Origin of the sequence: Enterococcus sp. BWT-B8 (assembly GCF_020567625.1) — a bacterium.
In the GTDB taxonomy this organism is placed as follows: Bacteria; Bacillota; Bacilli; order Lactobacillales; family Enterococcaceae; genus Enterococcus_L.
In genome coordinates this window covers 1-14,915 of sequence record NZ_JAJDJV010000008.1, presented here as the reverse complement: position 1 = coordinate 14,915, position 14,915 = coordinate 1, and the positions used below count along the sequence as shown (strand labels likewise).

The 14,915-nt window shown below is 39.3% G+C and carries 16 protein-coding genes, 1 tRNA gene and 2 rRNA genes; 1 reads left to right on the top strand and 18 read right to left on the bottom strand.

The genetic code is table 11. From position 1 onward, the window contains the following. Positions 1 to 110 precede the first annotated feature (110 nt). From LI951_RS08825 to LI951_RS08770, 12 genes are all read right to left on the bottom strand, one after another. A complete protein-coding gene (locus LI951_RS08825) occupies positions 111 to 896 on the bottom strand; it encodes an acetyl-CoA carboxylase carboxyl transferase subunit alpha (protein ID WP_229441901.1) in 786 nt (261 codons plus the stop codon). Then, positions 896 to 1,762 carry an acetyl-CoA carboxylase, carboxyltransferase subunit beta gene (gene accD / locus LI951_RS08820; protein ID WP_202069076.1) on the bottom strand — a complete coding sequence of 289 codons (867 nt, stop codon included), beginning with the start codon at positions 1,760 to 1,762 and terminating at the stop codon, positions 896 to 898. Before accD ends, LI951_RS08825 begins: the two co-directional genes overlap by 1 nt. Before the next feature lie 14 nt (positions 1,763 to 1,776). Further along, positions 1,777 to 3,147, bottom strand: coding sequence for an acetyl-CoA carboxylase biotin carboxylase subunit (locus LI951_RS08815; protein WP_229441900.1), 1,371 nt, complete (start codon positions 3,145 to 3,147; stop codon positions 1,777 to 1,779). A 6-nt stretch (positions 3,148 to 3,153) separates the two neighbouring features. Beyond that, on the bottom strand, positions 3,154 to 3,573 hold the full coding sequence (fabZ, locus tag LI951_RS08810) for a 3-hydroxyacyl-ACP dehydratase FabZ (RefSeq protein ID WP_202069078.1): 420 nt from the start codon (positions 3,571 to 3,573) through the stop codon (positions 3,154 to 3,156). A 35-nt stretch (positions 3,574 to 3,608) separates the two neighbouring features. Continuing rightward, on the bottom strand, positions 3,609 to 4,103 hold the full coding sequence (gene accB, locus LI951_RS08805) for an acetyl-CoA carboxylase biotin carboxyl carrier protein (RefSeq protein WP_229441899.1): 495 nt from the start codon (positions 4,101 to 4,103) through the stop codon (positions 3,609 to 3,611). Further along, positions 4,103 to 5,344, bottom strand: coding sequence for a beta-ketoacyl-ACP synthase II (gene fabF, locus LI951_RS08800; protein WP_202069080.1), 1,242 nt, complete (start codon positions 5,342 to 5,344; stop codon positions 4,103 to 4,105). Before fabF ends, accB begins: the two co-directional genes overlap by 1 nt. A gap of 22 nt (positions 5,345 to 5,366) precedes the next feature. Further along, entirely contained in the window at positions 5,367 to 6,104 is a 738-nt protein-coding gene (gene fabG, locus LI951_RS08795; protein ID WP_202069081.1) for a 3-oxoacyl-[acyl-carrier-protein] reductase, read from the bottom strand. Positions 6,105 to 6,108: 4 nt separating this feature from the next. Continuing rightward, positions 6,109 to 7,038: an ACP S-malonyltransferase gene (gene fabD / locus LI951_RS08790; protein ID WP_229441898.1), complete on the bottom strand. Its 930-nt coding sequence runs from the start codon at positions 7,036 to 7,038 to the stop codon at positions 6,109 to 6,111. Between the two features lie 138 nt (positions 7,039 to 7,176). Beyond that, complete coding sequence (gene fabK, locus LI951_RS08785) at positions 7,177 to 8,133, bottom strand: enoyl-[acyl-carrier-protein] reductase FabK (protein WP_229441897.1); 957 nt, start codon at positions 8,131 to 8,133, stop codon at positions 7,177 to 7,179. Positions 8,134 to 8,352: 219 nt separating this feature from the next. After that, on the bottom strand, positions 8,353 to 8,580 hold the full coding sequence (locus LI951_RS08780) for an acyl carrier protein (RefSeq protein ID WP_202069087.1): 228 nt from the start codon (positions 8,578 to 8,580) through the stop codon (positions 8,353 to 8,355). A 49-nt stretch (positions 8,581 to 8,629) separates the two neighbouring features. Then, positions 8,630 to 9,610, bottom strand: coding sequence for a beta-ketoacyl-ACP synthase III (locus tag LI951_RS08775; RefSeq protein ID WP_202069089.1), 981 nt, complete (start codon positions 9,608 to 9,610; stop codon positions 8,630 to 8,632). A gap of 12 nt (positions 9,611 to 9,622) precedes the next feature. Beyond that, a complete protein-coding gene (locus LI951_RS08770) occupies positions 9,623 to 10,063 on the bottom strand; it encodes a MarR family winged helix-turn-helix transcriptional regulator (RefSeq protein WP_202069091.1) in 441 nt (146 codons plus the stop codon). Positions 10,064 to 10,330: 267 nt separating this feature from the next. On the opposite strand from LI951_RS08770, the gene LI951_RS08765 reads away from it, so the two are divergent. Next, on the top strand, positions 10,331 to 11,395 hold the full coding sequence (locus LI951_RS08765; protein WP_229441896.1) for an NAD(P)H-dependent flavin oxidoreductase: 1,065 nt from the start codon (positions 10,331 to 10,333) through the stop codon (positions 11,393 to 11,395). Between the two features lie 195 nt (positions 11,396 to 11,590). Here the strand turns inward: LI951_RS08765 and LI951_RS08760 are convergent, their stop codons facing one another. From LI951_RS08760 to LI951_RS08735, 6 genes are all read right to left on the bottom strand, one after another. Beyond that, positions 11,591 to 11,821 (bottom strand): YkuJ family protein, encoded by a 231-nt coding sequence (locus tag LI951_RS08760; protein ID WP_202069095.1) that lies wholly within the window; start codon positions 11,819 to 11,821, stop codon positions 11,591 to 11,593. Between the two features lie 134 nt (positions 11,822 to 11,955). Further along, complete coding sequence (locus tag LI951_RS08755) at positions 11,956 to 12,819, bottom strand: NAD(P)-dependent oxidoreductase (RefSeq protein ID WP_229441895.1); 864 nt, start codon at positions 12,817 to 12,819, stop codon at positions 11,956 to 11,958. Positions 12,820 to 12,892: 73 nt separating this feature from the next. Continuing rightward, positions 12,893 to 14,122, bottom strand: a complete 1,230-nt coding sequence (locus LI951_RS08750; RefSeq protein ID WP_229441894.1) for a glycosyltransferase family 4 protein — start codon at positions 14,120 to 14,122, stop codon at positions 12,893 to 12,895. A 365-nt stretch (positions 14,123 to 14,487) separates the two neighbouring features. Next, a tRNA-Asn gene (locus LI951_RS08745) sits at positions 14,488 to 14,561 on the bottom strand. 6 nt (positions 14,562 to 14,567) lie between these two features. Then, positions 14,568 to 14,683 (bottom strand): 5S ribosomal RNA (gene rrf, locus LI951_RS08740). A 114-nt stretch (positions 14,684 to 14,797) separates the two neighbouring features. After that, positions 14,798 to 14,915: ribosomal RNA gene (locus tag LI951_RS08735) — 23S ribosomal RNA — on the bottom strand; the annotation flags it as partial.

Sequence of the window (14,915 nt, the reverse complement as noted above, 5' to 3'; positions counted from 1 at the left end):
TACTATATGCACAATTTTATACAAAAAAAGAGAACCGGTCATCTAAGTCTCCCGGTTCCCTTTCATAGCTATTCACTTCTGACATATACTTTAATTCCTGCTTTTTGAAATCAAAAGTTCCGAAAACGCTGGTAACGATTCTCTGTCAGCTCTTCTTTCGTCAGCTTACAAAGCTCTGTTAACTTACTTATCAGGGCTTTCTGCAGCATTCGATTAATTTTGGATTGTCCCAGCAGTTCTCCATTCATTTCTTCAGGAATTATTTTGTCAATGACTGTCAATTCTTTCAGTTCTGCTGCTGTTATCTTCATCAACTCAGCAGCCTCTTTAGCGCGGCTCCCATCTTTCCAAAGAATTGATGCAAAACCTTCCGGAGAGAGTATCGCATAAATTGTATGCTCCAGCATCCAAACCTCATCGGCCACAGCCAATGCCAAAGCACCTCCACTGCCGCCTTCCCCGATGATAATTGAAATGATTGGAACTGTCAGATCAGACATTTCCAAAAGATTCCGGGCAATTGCTTCTCCTTCACCGCGTTCTTCTGCCTCAATGCCGCAGTAAGCCCCGGCGGTATTAATAAAAGTAATTACCGGACGATTGAATTTTTCTGCCTGCTTCATTAGGCGTAATGCCTTTCGATATCCCTCAGGGTGAGGAGCACCAAAATTTCTATCAATATTTTCCGGCAGGTTTCTGCCTTTTTGAATACCAACAACAGTAACCGGCTTTCCGGCAAGCAATGCAACACCGCCGACAACTGCCTGGTCATCTCCAAAGTAGCGGTCGCCGTGAAATTCGATAAACTGATCAAAAATTGCATCGATATATTCCAATGAAGTAAAACGATCCTGAGATCGGGCTAAAGTAACGATATCATTTGCTGTTCTTTTCATTATGATATCCATCCCTCCATCGTGTGCATCTTCAGTATGCTTCCCAGTACTTCCCTCATTTGATTTCTGGGAATAATCTTATCAGCAAAACCGTGCTTTAATAAAAATTCTGCCTTTTGAAAATCTTCCGGCAGTTCCTGACGAATCGTCTGTTCAATCACTCTGCGTCCGGCAAAACCAATCAGACTTTGAGGCTCAGCCAAAATAACGTCGCCCTCCATGGCAAAACTGGCGGTTACTCCTCCAGTCGTTGGATCAGTCAAAACCGTAATATAAAGAAGACCTTGTTTGCTGTGGCGCTTAACTGCTGCAGATATTTTTGCCATCTGCATCAACGACATAATCCCTTCCTGCATACGAGCACCTCCGGATGCTGTGAAGATCACAACTGGAAGCTTTTCTTTTGCTGCCCGTTCAAACAGACGAGTGATTTTCTCACCAACAACTGTCCCCATACTACCCATAATGAAATTCGCATCCATCACGGCAATTGCTGTCTCATTTCCCTGAATTTGTGCCCGACCCGTTAAAACTGCCTCGTTTAAATTGGTTTTCTCCTGCATAGACTTAATCTTTTCATGATAGTTAGGAAAACTCAAGGGATCTTTTGTCTTAATATCATTATCCCATTCATGAAAACTTTTTTTATCTACGGTAACCGCCATTCTCTCCCACGCACCAATTCTAAAACTGTAGCCGCAGTGTAGACAGACCTTTTCAGGCCCCATATCTTTTGTATAAAGTGTTTGTTTGCAGCACGGACACTTAGCCCACATATTATCTGGAACAGCCGGCTTTTTATTATCAGAATGTGATTCACGGTTCGGGTTAATCCGAATGTACTCTTTCTTTTTAAATAAAGCCATGATTTTATCCCTTCTTATTGTTCAGTTTCAGGTTCCCATGAAGGTAAAAAGATTTCCTGTAAAAAGCTTGTATCATACTCCCCAGCCAATACTTTCTCATGAGTAATCAGATCCAGCTGGAACTCTGCATTGGTTGTCAGACCTTCTGTTACTATTTCACTTAACGCACGCTGCATTTTCATAAAAGCATCCATGCGGTTTTCTCCATGAACAATCACTTTCGCAATCATAGAATCATAATAAGGGGAAATCTTATAACCTGTATACATAGCGCTGTCAACACGCAGGCCCATTCCTCCGCTAGGCAGCAGCAAATTACTTATTGTCCCAGGGGACGGTGCAAAATCGAACGCAGGATTTTCAGCATTTATTCGGCATTCAATTGCATGTCCGGTTATCCTTACATCATTTTGAGTAATAGATAACTCCTCGCCGGCAGCAATTTTAATCTGTGCTTTAACCAGGTCAAATCCTGTAACCATTTCAGTAACCGGATGTTCTACCTGAATACGAGTATTCATTTCCATAAAATAAAAGTTTCCGGTTTCATCCATCAGAAATTCAATGGTTCCGGCATTTTGATAATTAACTGCTTTTGCAGCCCTTACCGCAATTTCGCCTAAATAAGCCCTTTTTTCATCTGAAATAGCAACGGAGGGTGACTCTTCCAATACCTTTTGATTATTTCTCTGTAGCGAACAATCTCGTTCGCCAAGATGAATAATATTTCCATACTGATCGCCCAGAATCTGAACTTCAATATGTCGAGCCGGATAAATAATCTTTTCGATATACATATCCCCATTGTTAAAAGCTGCTTTCGCTTCCTGCTGAGCGGAGGTAAAGTGACTCGGCAATTCATCCTGAGAAAGGACCTTACGGATTCCTTTCCCCCCACCTCCAGCTGCTGCTTTAAGCATCACCGGATAGCCGATCTTCTCAGCAACAGACAATGCCTCTTCAACCGTATCAATCACACCAGGACTTCCAGGAATGACAGGTACCTCTGCTTCGATCATTAATTTCCGTGCATTGATTTTATTTCCCATTGCATCTATTGTTTCTGCCTTTGGTCCAATAAATGTAAGATTACATTCTTCACACATTGCAGCAAACTGGCTGTTTTCTGAGAGGAATCCAAAACCTGGATGAATGGCTTCTGCGTTTGTCACAATCGCTGCACTCAGTACATGCTGAACCTTTAAATATGAGTCTCCCGCTTTTGCAGGTCCAATACAAATCGCTTCATCTGCCAATTGGGTATGCAAAGCTTCCCGATCTGCTTCAGAATAAACCGCTACAGTATGAATACCTAGTTCTCTGCATGCACGAATAATCCGGACCGCAATTTCACCGCGATTAGCTATTAATATTTTTGAAAACATCATCATCTATCCAATCATAAAAGTTAGTTCTGCTTCTGCTACTTTTTTTCCATTTACTTTAGCTATCCCCAGACCAGTTCCTGCTGCAGATCTTATTTTCAAAATTTCCACTTCAAGAGATAACGTATCGCCGGGTACCACTTTTTTTCTAAAACGAACTTTGTCCATTGCGCCAAAATAAGCAGTCTTTCCTTTAAATTCCGGTTTTGACAATAACGCCACTGCACCAGCCTGTGCCAGAGCTTCAACAATCAGAACGCCCGGCATCACAGGTTCTGATGGGAAATGACCCTGAAAGAAGGGCTCATTGATTGTGACATTTTTTTTTGCAACTATTTTCTCTCCAACTGTTATCTCTTCCACTCGATCCAACAATAGAAAAGGATATCGATGCGGAATGATCTCCATGATTTCCTGAACATTCATCTTATACAAGCTCCTTCTTTTCAATCAAACTAAAATTAAACTTCGGTTACTTTGAATAATGGCTGTCCAAACTCTACAACCTCTTCATTTCCAACTAAAATCTCAGCAATCGTTCCATCTACAGTAGAAGTGATTTCATTCATCAATTTCATTGCTTCAATAATGCAGACTACATCACCCTTTTTGACTGCGTCACCAACCTTCTTAAAAGCTTCCTTGTCAGGAGCAGGCTGTAAATAAACAATCCCTACAAGAGGAGAGGTAATTTCTTCCTCTGCAGCATTTTCTGATTTAGATAGCACCGCTTTATTTTCCACAGCAGCAGCTTTTGTTTCTTCGTTTTTAGCAGTCAAAAGTTCGCTGTTCATTTCTATTGCAGCATTGGAATGCTCTTCCTGCGGCTGAATTCTTTTTTGTGAGATCGTATTTTTATTCATATATAATTCAAATGAACCTTCTCTTAAATCAAATTCAGTCAAACTGGACTGATCAAATTTTGCTAAAAGCTCTTTTACTTCACTAATATCCATCAGTACTGTTCCTCCCAACGTTTCAGACAAATGACTGCGTTATGTCCCCCAAAACCAAGTGAATTGCTTAGTGCATAATCAAATGCATGCGGCTGAGCTTCATTAGCGACTACATTGATTGTCACTTCCTCATCCTGTTCCTTCAATCCAATTGTTGGAGGAATGAACTGATGCTGCAGTGCATTAAGCGTTGCAATCCCTTCAATTCCACCGGCGGCTCCCAATAAATGTCCCGTCATACTCTTTGTACTGCTGACCCGTATGTCATCAGCTGCTGCTCCCATCGCCAGCCTAATCGCTTTTGCCTCGGCACCGTCATTAGATGGCGTACTTGTACCATGAGCATTAATATAACCAATCTGTTCAGGAGTAATCCCTGCTTCGGTCATTGCCAGAATCATTGCCTTGGCTGCACCGCTCCCATCAGGTGTAGGAGAAGTCATATGATAAGCATCACAGTTGGCACCATATCCGACTATTTCACCCAATATTGCTGCTCCCCGTTTTTGCGCGTGTTCCAAAGACTCAACAATAAATACTCCAGCTCCTTCTCCCATCACAAAACCATCACGGTCTTTATCAAAAGGAATAGAAGCCCGATCTTTATCCGTTGCTTCAGATAATGCAGTTAACGAAGCAAACCCGGAAATTCCGATTTCCGTAACAGAAGCTTCCGTTCCGCCGGCTAGAATCACATCTGAATAGCCATGCTTAATGTTTCGGAATGCCTCTCCAATGGAATGTGTAGCGCTGGCACACGCAGTTACAACTGCTGTACAAATGCCTCTAGCTCCTATACGCAAAGCAATATTTCCTGCTGCCATATTGGCAATTGACATGGGGATAAATAGAGGGCTCACTCTTTGAGACCCTTTATCATGCATACGAATCACCTGATCCTGAATCGTCTGTAATCCGCCTATCCCAGATCCCACCATCACGCCAAAACGATCAGCATCGATCTCCTCTGCATTCAGACCGCTCATGTCCATGGCCTCCAGTGCAGCATAAATACCATAAATAGAAAACATATCCATCCGTTTCCCATCTTTTTTGACAAAATATTTTTCAAACGGAAAATCCTTCACCTCAGCCGCCAAAGAAATCCCCGTTTCTTCCGCATTAAATTTTGTTATCGGACCAATTCCATTTTTTCCTTCTTTTAAACTGTTTAAAAAAGTTTCAGGATTATTTCCTATTGGAGAAGTTACTCCATAACCCGTAATTACTACTCGGTTCATTCAACTATTCCTCCCAACCGATTTATCCATGCATCACTAAACCGCCGTCTACATTTAGCACCTGCCCGGTAATGTAGGGACTTTCAGCTAAAAATACAGCAGCTTTTGCTACATCCTCTGCCTGACCATAGCATTGTAACGGAATCTGACTTTTTGTCTGTTCTTTGATTTTATCGGAAAGAACATCCGTCATCTCTGTTTCAATGAAGCCAGGAGCAATCACATTACAGGTAATCCCTCTTGCAGCGGCTTCACGGGCAACAGATTTGCTGAAGCCGACAATCCCGGCTTTACTCGCAGCATAATTAGCCTGACCAACATTCCCAATCAGACCAACCACACTGGATATATTGATAATACGTCCGCTTCGTCGTTTCATCATTCGCTTAATAGCATGCTGCGTCATATTAAATGTCCCATTCAAATTAATCTGAATACACTGTTCAAAATCTTCTGGGGACATTCGCAACAGCAGCTTATCCTTTGTAACGCCTGCATTATTAACTAGAATATCCACAGAACCTAAACTGTTTTCTGCTTCTTCCAACATCTTTCCGGCAGTATCAAAATCAATAATATCTCCTGAAATTCCGATGCAATTCACGCCATAAGCTTTTATTTCGTTTATTAACTCTTCAGAAATTTCCTTACGCCCATTGAGAACGATATTTGCACCTGCTTCAGCAAACGCAAGTGCAATCGCTTTTCCCAAACCTCTGGTACTTCCTGTAACAAAGACATTCTTTCCTTGTATATTCATTTAGTTATCCCTCTTTTAAAAGTTCTAAAGTTTCTGCCAATGTAACACTGTTTTCCACTCGTCCAGTAATGATCTCCCGATCAATTTTCTTCACAAACCCGGTCAATGTTTTTCCCGGTCCAACCTCAATAATTCTGGTGACACCTAAGCGCTTCATTGTTTCAATGCTGTCTGCAAATCGAACAGCTTTCATGACCTGGAGTGTTAAAAGATCACAAATTTGATTTCCCTCCATCACATCAGCCGTTGTATTGCTGATGACAGGGATCTTCGGTTCCTGAAACGTTATCTTTGCCAATTCTTCTGCCAGCTTTTCAGACGCTGGTTTCAGCAGTGCTGTATGAAACGGTCCGCTTACATTCAGCGGCACCATTCTTTTTACACCCTGCTCTTGCAGTAAATTAACCGCATAATCGACTGCAGCTGTTTCTCCTCCAATAACGATTTGCTGTGGTGTATTGTAGTTTGCCGGTGAAACGACTCCCTTACTCTCTGCATTTCGACAGCACTCTTCAATTAACGCTCTATCAGCATTCATTACGGCTACCATTTTCCCTGTTCCGGGCGGAGCAGCTATAGTCATAAATGCACCTCTTTTTGCTACCAGCGCCACTGCCTCTTTAAATGAAACAGCCTCACTGGCTACCAGCGCACTATATTCTCCCAAACTTAAGCCTGCTACAACATCCGGTTTAATACCATACTCTGAAAGAATACGATAAAATGCCGTGCTGACCGTTAAAATTGCCGGTTGAGTATACTCTGTTTCATTTAGTCTATCCGTTGGCGAAAAACAAAGCTCAGCCATATCATAATTTAAAATTTCACTAGCTTCAGAAAAAGTATCTCGAACAACCTTTTCCTGATCGTAGAGCTCCTTACCCATTCCTGTGTATTGAGCACCCTGACCACTGAATACAAAAGCTGTTTTCATGTGTTGTCTCCTTTGATAATTCTAAATAAACTCTTTTTATTAATAGTTCGTGTGCAATTACCTCTGCTAACTATTACTAATGCGAACAGTTTCCGACACAAAATCAAAATAATCCTATCCGCTGTTTCCAAATTCTGATTACAAATATTTTTGATACTGTCCCTTAATTACCTCGGTTGTTTCTTCAATCAGAGAGTGGATAATTTCCTCTGCTGTTTCCTCTTTTTTTACTAAGCCGGCTATCTGACCAGCCATAACTGAACCAGAATCCATGTCTCCTTCTACCACTGCTTTATAAAGAGCACCCTGACCCAACTCTTCAAATTTTTTCAGATCTGGATTTTCTTGTTTCAGTTCCAGCTTCTCCAATTGATCATATTCTCTGGTTAATTTATTCTTTAACGCCCGAACTGGATGACCGAAGTGCTGACAAGTGACTACTGTATCGATATCTCTTGCTTGAATAATTTTTTGTTTATAGTTTTCGTGAACTGTACATTCCTTTGCCACAAGGAAACGAGTCCCTATTTGTACCCCGTCTGCTCCAAGCATGAAGACAGCGGCCATCCCTCTGCCGTCTCCAATACCTCCAGCTGCAATAACCGGAATGGATAAAGCATCCGCTACTTGAGGAACCAAACTGATCGTGGTCAATTTTCCTATGTGTCCGCCAGCTTCCATTCCTTCTACGATAACGGCATCCGCACCTATTTTCTCCATACGGAGCCCCAACGCAACTGATGGAACAACCGGAATTACTTTAATGCTATTCTCTTTAAAACGCTTCATATATTTACTTGGATTCCCTGCTCCTGTCGTTACTATCGGAACTTTTTCCTCACAGACTAAATCTACAATCTCTTCAGCAAACGGCGACAACAGCATTATATTTACAGCAAAAGGCTTGTTTGTCATAGCCTTGATTTTTCTAATTTCTTTTTTTACCACTTCTTTAGGGGCATTTCCACCAGCAATGATTCCCAATCCGCCAGATTCAGAAACAGCACCTGCCAGTGATGCATTAGCGATCCAGGCCATTCCTCCCTGAAAAACAGGATATTTTATGCCAAGCAACTCACATATTCTTGTGTTCATCTGTTAATACATCCTTCATCATTTTAAAACGATTCAACTACAATAACTGTTTTCAATCAATAGTCCTGACGTTTAGGTCTTAATAAACCACAAGACGAAAGCCGAATTTCGACAGGCAGGTGATATTATACAAAAATCTGTTTCTTTTTTGTATAAATGCCCACTCTTGGAAATTCAACACTTTCGCCTTAATCTCGTTACAAAATCTTTTATTCTAAATTAACTGTTTTTTTGTTTCTCTACATAGGTTACTAAATCCTGTACTGTCACGATGCCATCTTCTGTTTCAATCTTCACATCAAAAGCATCTTCAATTTCATTAATAATTTGGAATAAGTCCAAGCTGTCAGCATCCAGTTCCTCCTGGATATTTGTTTCCAATTTAACATCTTCCAGTTCTTTTCCCAGTTCTTCTACAATAATTGCTTGAATTTTCTCAAATACCATGTGTATATTCCTCCAAAAATTTAAGTTTAATTTTATATGTGAACAGATTTTACAGTGTCAGAAGCATTGTGCCCCATGTTAACCCACCGCCAAATCCTGTTAACACCACTTGTTGTGTTGAATCTAGTTTAATAATCCCCTCATTCACTGCTTCATCCAATAAAATCGGAATGCTTGCTGCTGAAGTATTCCCATATTTATCCATATTAGATAGAAATTTCTCTCTTGGAATCTTCAGTTTCTTGGCTAGTTTATCAATGATTCGAATATTTGCTTGATGAAGCAAAAAATAATCTGCTTCAAAGTCATGTTCATCTACAAGGCTTTGAATGTTCTTACTCACATCATTCATTGTAAAATCAAAAATTTCACGCCCGTTCATTTTTAAGAAACTGCTACTTTGCTCTCTTTTATTTCCCTCTGACTGGTAAAACGGACTCTCATTAAACTGAAAACCAGAAGTCAATGCGCTGCCTCGTTGCCCATCTGACTGAAGTTTTTCAGCCAATAGATGCGGTTTTTCCACAGCCTCCAGAATAACTCCGGCAGCACCATCTCCAAAGAGAACAGCACTAGTTCGATCTTCCCAGTTCAAAGCCTTGGACAATGTCTCTCCTCCAAGAATGATTCCTCGCTTATAACCGCCGCGAATCATTTTTTCTCCAATACTCAGTGAATAAATAAATCCTGAACAGGCGGCACTAATATCAAAAGCAAATGCGTTAACCGCCTTAATCCCCGCTTGTACCTGACAGGCTACAGAAGGCATCTGATAATCCGGTGTGATCGTAGCGACAATAATAAAATCGATTGTTTCAGGATCAATTTGAGATTTATCCAAAAGAACCTGCGCTGCTTTAATACATAAATCTGAAGTATTTTCGCTTGTAACGACATGACGGGAACGAATCCCTGTTCGACTGCTAATCCATTCATCCGAAGTATCCATAAACTGACTTAGTTCCTCATTTGTCACGTTTCTTTCTGGAAGATAGCTGCCTGTATAGGTTATTTTTCCGTATTGATTCATTCTTTCCCCGCTCTACTTATATTCTTGTAAAAAATCATGAAGGTTCTTCAAAGCTTTTAATAATGCTTGTTCTTCCTTCTGATCCATTCCGCTTAAAATATTTTTGACCATTTCACGATGGAAATGCTGATGAACACGGTAAAGCAGTTTTCCCTTTTGGGTCAAACCTAACTTCACTACTCGCCGATCATCTTCACTGCGAATGCGCTCCACATAATTTTTTTTCACCAAATTATTGATAGCCACAGTTAAAGTTCCTACAGTAATCGAAAGCTCTTTCGCTACTTCTGATGAAGTCTTCCTTTTATACATGCCAATCGCTTCAATTGTATGCATTTCAGTGATTGATAAATCCTTGAATTTTGATTTTTTTAATTCTGATTCCTCGATAGTCAAAATATCATTGAAAACATTGACAAGATAATCATTGATTGTTTCTAAATCTGGTTCCATCATGCACACCATCCGTAATTAATTTGATTATCAAATGTTTTGATGTTCAAACTATATCGTATTCATAAACTAATTGCAAGTATTTTCATGTTTTTTTTACATTATTCGAAAAAACAGTTGTGGTATCAGTGTTCGAATTGAATCAATCCTCTCTATTTCATCTTTCATTTTCAGAAAAGATTTGACAATTCATCAAGAACTGTCTATAGTGACTTTAGTTTGATCATCAAATTAATTATATTTACATTTAGAAAAAGGAGCTTACCTATGATTTTAGAACCATTAATAATGGATAAATTAATTGCAAAGGTCCCCATCATTCAAGGCGGGATGGGTATTGGTATCAGTCTGGCAAATCTAGCAGGTACTGTTGCCAAAGAAGGCGGGATCGGTATTCTGTCTACCGCACAAATCGGTTATCAAGAAGAATTATTTGAGAAATCACCTATGCGGGCAAATATGGAAGCAATAAAAATTCAATTTGATAGAGCAAAAAAAATTGCTGAAGGAGGGATCATCGGATTTAACATTATGGCAGCAACCCTTCACTATGATCGTTATGTTAAGCGCTGCGTTGAAGTTGGCGCAGATGTTATCATTTCCGGCGCCGGACTCCCAATTAATCTTCCCGAACTGGTGGCAGGCAGTCAGACAAAAATTGCACCAATTGTCTCTTCAAACAAAGCAGCTAAAGTATTGTTGGGGTTATGGAAAAAAAGATATAATAAAACAGCAGATTTCATCGTGGTTGAGGGACCAAAAGCAGGTGGTCATTTAGGATTCAAGGCAGAAACTATTGAAGAGGATATTGAGGGCATGGATGACGAATTAAAGAAAATCATTGCAACTGTCAACTCTTTTGCCGATGAATTTGGAAAACAGATTCCCGTTATATTCGCAGGAGGGGTTTTTGACCGTTCAGATATTGACCATTATATCGCTTTAGGCTGCTCCGGTGTTCAAATGGCCACCCGTTTTGTGGCTACAGAAGAATGTGATGCCCCCGAATCATTTAAACAAGCATACATCAATGCAAAAGAAGAAGATATCACTCTTATTAAAAGTCCGGTGGGTATGCCAGGAAGAGCTATTAAGAATCTTTTTACTGAACGAATCAAAAATAAACAGATTCCTATAGAAAAATGTCGAAACTGCCTGTCTTTTAAACACTGTGATCGTAAAACAATTCCTTACTGTATCTCTGAAACGCTGCTGAATGCTGTGACAAATAATCCAGAGAATGCTTTGGTTTTTGCAGGTACAAATGCCTTCAAAATTCAAAAGCAGACAACAGTTCATGAAATATTCAAAGAATTGACACTTAACAGTTAAAGCTTCCTTACTAACAAACAAAAACAGCCAGTTGGACAGACTGTTAAATGTTATTTTTTAGCTAACATTTAGCAGTTCATTCCATTCATGGCTGTTTTTTACTCTATAAATGATAAGACAGATGAAAGCATTTCATTTTAATTGTCCTATTAAACAATGAGTTTTGTATACAACTAAAAGATTTTCAGCTATTCATTACTGGATTAAGTCGTAAATCTCCATAGCTACAATATCAATATTGTCAAATTGATAAACTTGCTGACTGTCTGTTTCTGTCAGTTCAAAAGTATCCGTCGTTTTATCAAAACTAACTAAGCATTTTTCAACGCCTTCACGCTCAAAACGGCGAACTTGTATTTCATTATCATCTGCTTCTGTCATTGCTTCAAGTCTTTTGATAATCGCTACTAATTGTGACTGCTTCATAAACTTGACCTCCCTCGGCGAACTAAGTTTCATTCCTGTATCATTGTAACAAAACATTGGCTATTGTGCATGGATTTTCGCCATTTTTTTTAACTTTTTTGATGTTCTTTAATAATTTTCTTTAAATGTTCATTTTAATCCCACCAAAGCTTTATAAGCGCCTGAGTCCCGTCATCTTCAAATCCTTTATCAGCCAAACAAGTGTACAGCTCTTCAGCAAGCTTTGTTGCCGGAAGCTTCAAATTCATTTTTTCAGCCTCATCCAGGGCTATTCGTAAATCTTTAATAAAATGCTTAACAAAAAATCCAGGAGAATAATCTGCTTTTAAAATTCTGGGAGCATAATTGTTCATTGACCAGTTCGATGCACTCCCGCCGCCAAGTGTTTCAATTACCTTATCCAGATTAAGTCCAGACTTTTCAGCATAAACCAGCATCTCAGACATTCCAGTCATTGTTCCGGCAATCATGATTTGATTCGCCATTTTGGTATGTTGTCCTTTCCCAGATGAACCTTGAAGATTAACTGTTTTTCCAAACGTTTTGAAAACAGGAACAACTTCGTTATATGCATCTTCCGACCCGCCAACCATAATTGTTAATGTTCCATTTTTAGCACCAAGATCTCCTCCAGAAACTGGTGCATCCAAAGCAGATCCCCCCCTTTCAGCTGCTTCAGCTCCAATTTTCTCAGCTAAAGACGGCGTGCTGGTAGTTAAATCAACAAGAATCTTATTTGTCACATCTGCATCAAATATCCCATCCTTTTTAAAATAGATATCCTCAACATCCGAAGGAAAGCCAACCATTGTAAAAATAATCTCACTGTTTTCAACTATGTCTTTTGGGGTATCTCTCCAAACAGCTCCTTCTTTTACCAGGTCGTCTGTTTTACTCTTTGTACGATTATAAACAGAAACTGTTAAATTATTTTTCATCATATTCATTACGATTGAATGGCCCATTACACCAATTCCGATAAATCCAATTTTTTTCATACTTGCATCCCTCTCAATAAAAATATAAAAACCCTATTTGTAGTATATCCTACAAACAGAGTTTTTTACATTTTTATTGCCTTCTTAGAGAAATAAATTTCCCTTTTATTTTTTCCATGGAGACCAGACTTTCTTTCTTATTACCATAATGCTCCTCATAATAGTTAAGTGTATCATTATAGAACCCAATCATTCGTTTACCAAAATAATCAGCTGAAATCTCATAAAGCTTATTTTCAACTACTTCCTGTTCATGAGGTACATTTTCATGTACATAATCAATAAAAGCCGACGCAAAATCCTCATCCTTTTCAAAAGTAATGCCCAAAGAACGATGATCCAGCAAATCATTTAAATAATCATTGCCTTCCACTACACAAGGTACACCCGCAGCGATAGCCTCAGTATAAGTCAGTCCCTGTGTTTCAGATGTTGAGGCGCTGACAAAATAATCAGCAGCTTTATAATAGATTGCTACACGATCATTGGGAACCTCTCCAATGAACATAACATAGTCTTTAATCCCCAACCTTTGAGCCTGCTCTTTTAACGCTTCAACATAAGGTCCATCTCCAACGATTACTAGTCTTGCTTCAGGAAATTCTTCAATTATCTGATCCATTCCCTTTAAAATGGTCTGAATATTCTTCTCATAAGAAATACGGCTCAGAGAAAGCAGAATCAGCTGATCTTCTGTTAGACCAATCTCTTTTCTAAGATTTTCGACCATCTCAGCTGTTATATCAGGACGTTTAAATTTCTCTATATCTATTCCTGTTGGTATAATCCGCATCGGTGATTTTACACCATATTCCTGCAGTTTATTTATTACCCTCTTACTCGGGCAAACTACTCCAGTCGTATGATTCGTGAATGCTCTTGAAAAATATTTGACGTGTGTCGGCTTCAGCACTTTACCCTTCGCAATATAATGAAGATACTCTTCATACATTGTATGATACGTATGAATAACGGGTACTTTCAATTTCTTACCTACCATTTTTCCCAATAAGCCGGCACCAAACTCTGTATGGGTATGAATTAAATCCAACTCCAATTCTTTAGCAATTAAATAGGCATACCACATACCTCTAACAACAATTCTACGTTCTTTAAAAGAGACCAGGGGAACACTTGGCATCCTGATAACATCTTCTTCAAATGCATCTGCATTCGGGTCAGTTGTTGTAAAAATATAAACCTCATGTCCCATTTTTTCCAATTCAAGTTTCAACGTACTTATTGAAGTTGCTACCCCGCTTATCTGGGGAAAATAGGTATCGGTGAAAAATCCAACTTTCACTTTTTTTCCCTCCATTAATTCCATATCTATTTCAAATTATTTACAACTCTATCTTTTTTCAGGAAAAGATGAGTTAGTCTTACAGACAGGATCGTCTTTCCATATCACAATAAAAACATTATATCACAAGTCAAAAAGAGTTTAGTCAAACTTAAGTCTTAAATTGTATATATCATTATTGAAATATGGAAAAACGTTGAAATATACACCCTTGCAAATAAATAACAACAACAAACTTACATAAGTGTTAGAAAGAAGTTTAAATGCTGCCAACAAAAAGATACCCCAACTAACTACTACGATTTTATCATCTCATGTCTGCTAATACAAAAAAAGCGAAAACCAATTAATTGGTTTTCGCTATACTCCGGCAGTAGGACTCGAACCTACGACATCATGATTAACAGTCATGCGCTACTACCAACTGAGCTATGCCGGAATCATCGCGCGGCGGCGTCCTACTCTCACAAAGGGAAACCCTTCACTACAATCGGCGCTAAGAAGCTTAACTTCTGTGTTCGGCATGGGAACAGGTGTATCCTTCTCGCTATCGCCACCACACTGGTGTTGGTGCTTATTTACTTTTGAGTGACTTCTTTATTCACTCAAAACTGGATAGATCGTTTCTCTTCAACACATTACTCACCTAGTTCATTCTTTTTCTCTTCCTATTCTTTGGTTAAGTCCTCGACCGATTAGTATTGGTCCGCTCCAACTATCACTAGCCTTCCACTTCCAACCTATCTACCTGATCTTCTCTCAGGGGTCTTACTTTCTTAAAGAAATGGGAAAT

Excerpts from the sequence above, each read along its gene's own strand:
- LI951_RS08825 (WP_229441901.1), bottom strand. The coding sequence starts at position 896 with ATGAAAAGAACAGCAAATGATATCGTTACTTTAGCCCGATCTCAGGAT.
- accD (WP_202069076.1), bottom strand. The coding sequence starts at position 1,762 with ATGGCTTTATTTAAAAAGAAAGAGTACATTCGGATTAACCCGAACCGT.
- LI951_RS08815 (WP_229441900.1), bottom strand. The coding sequence starts at position 3,147 with ATGTTTTCAAAAATATTAATAGCTAATCGCGGTGAAATTGCGGTCCGG.
- fabZ (WP_202069078.1), bottom strand. The coding sequence starts at position 3,573 with ATGAATGTTCAGGAAATCATGGAGATCATTCCGCATCGATATCCTTTT.
- accB (WP_229441899.1), bottom strand. The coding sequence starts at position 4,103 with ATGGATATTAGTGAAGTAAAAGAGCTTTTAGCAAAATTTGATCAGTCC.
- fabF (WP_202069080.1), bottom strand. The coding sequence starts at position 5,344 with ATGAACCGAGTAGTAATTACGGGTTATGGAGTAACTTCTCCAATAGGA.
- fabG (WP_202069081.1), bottom strand. The coding sequence starts at position 6,104 with ATGAATATACAAGGAAAGAATGTCTTTGTTACAGGAAGTACCAGAGGT.
- fabD (WP_229441898.1), bottom strand. The coding sequence starts at position 7,038 with ATGAAAACAGCTTTTGTATTCAGTGGTCAGGGTGCTCAATACACAGGA.
- fabK (WP_229441897.1), bottom strand. The coding sequence starts at position 8,133 with ATGAACACAAGAATATGTGAGTTGCTTGGCATAAAATATCCTGTTTTT.
- LI951_RS08780 (WP_202069087.1), bottom strand. The coding sequence starts at position 8,580 with ATGGTATTTGAGAAAATTCAAGCAATTATTGTAGAAGAACTGGGAAAA.
- LI951_RS08775 (WP_202069089.1), bottom strand. The coding sequence starts at position 9,610 with ATGAATCAATACGGAAAAATAACCTATACAGGCAGCTATCTTCCAGAA.
- LI951_RS08770 (WP_202069091.1), bottom strand. The coding sequence starts at position 10,063 with ATGGAACCAGATTTAGAAACAATCAATGATTATCTTGTCAATGTTTTC.
- LI951_RS08765 (WP_229441896.1), top strand. The coding sequence starts at position 10,331 with ATGATTTTAGAACCATTAATAATGGATAAATTAATTGCAAAGGTCCCC.
- LI951_RS08760 (WP_202069095.1), bottom strand. The coding sequence starts at position 11,821 with ATGAAGCAGTCACAATTAGTAGCGATTATCAAAAGACTTGAAGCAATG.
- LI951_RS08755 (WP_229441895.1), bottom strand. The coding sequence starts at position 12,819 with ATGAAAAAAATTGGATTTATCGGAATTGGTGTAATGGGCCATTCAATC.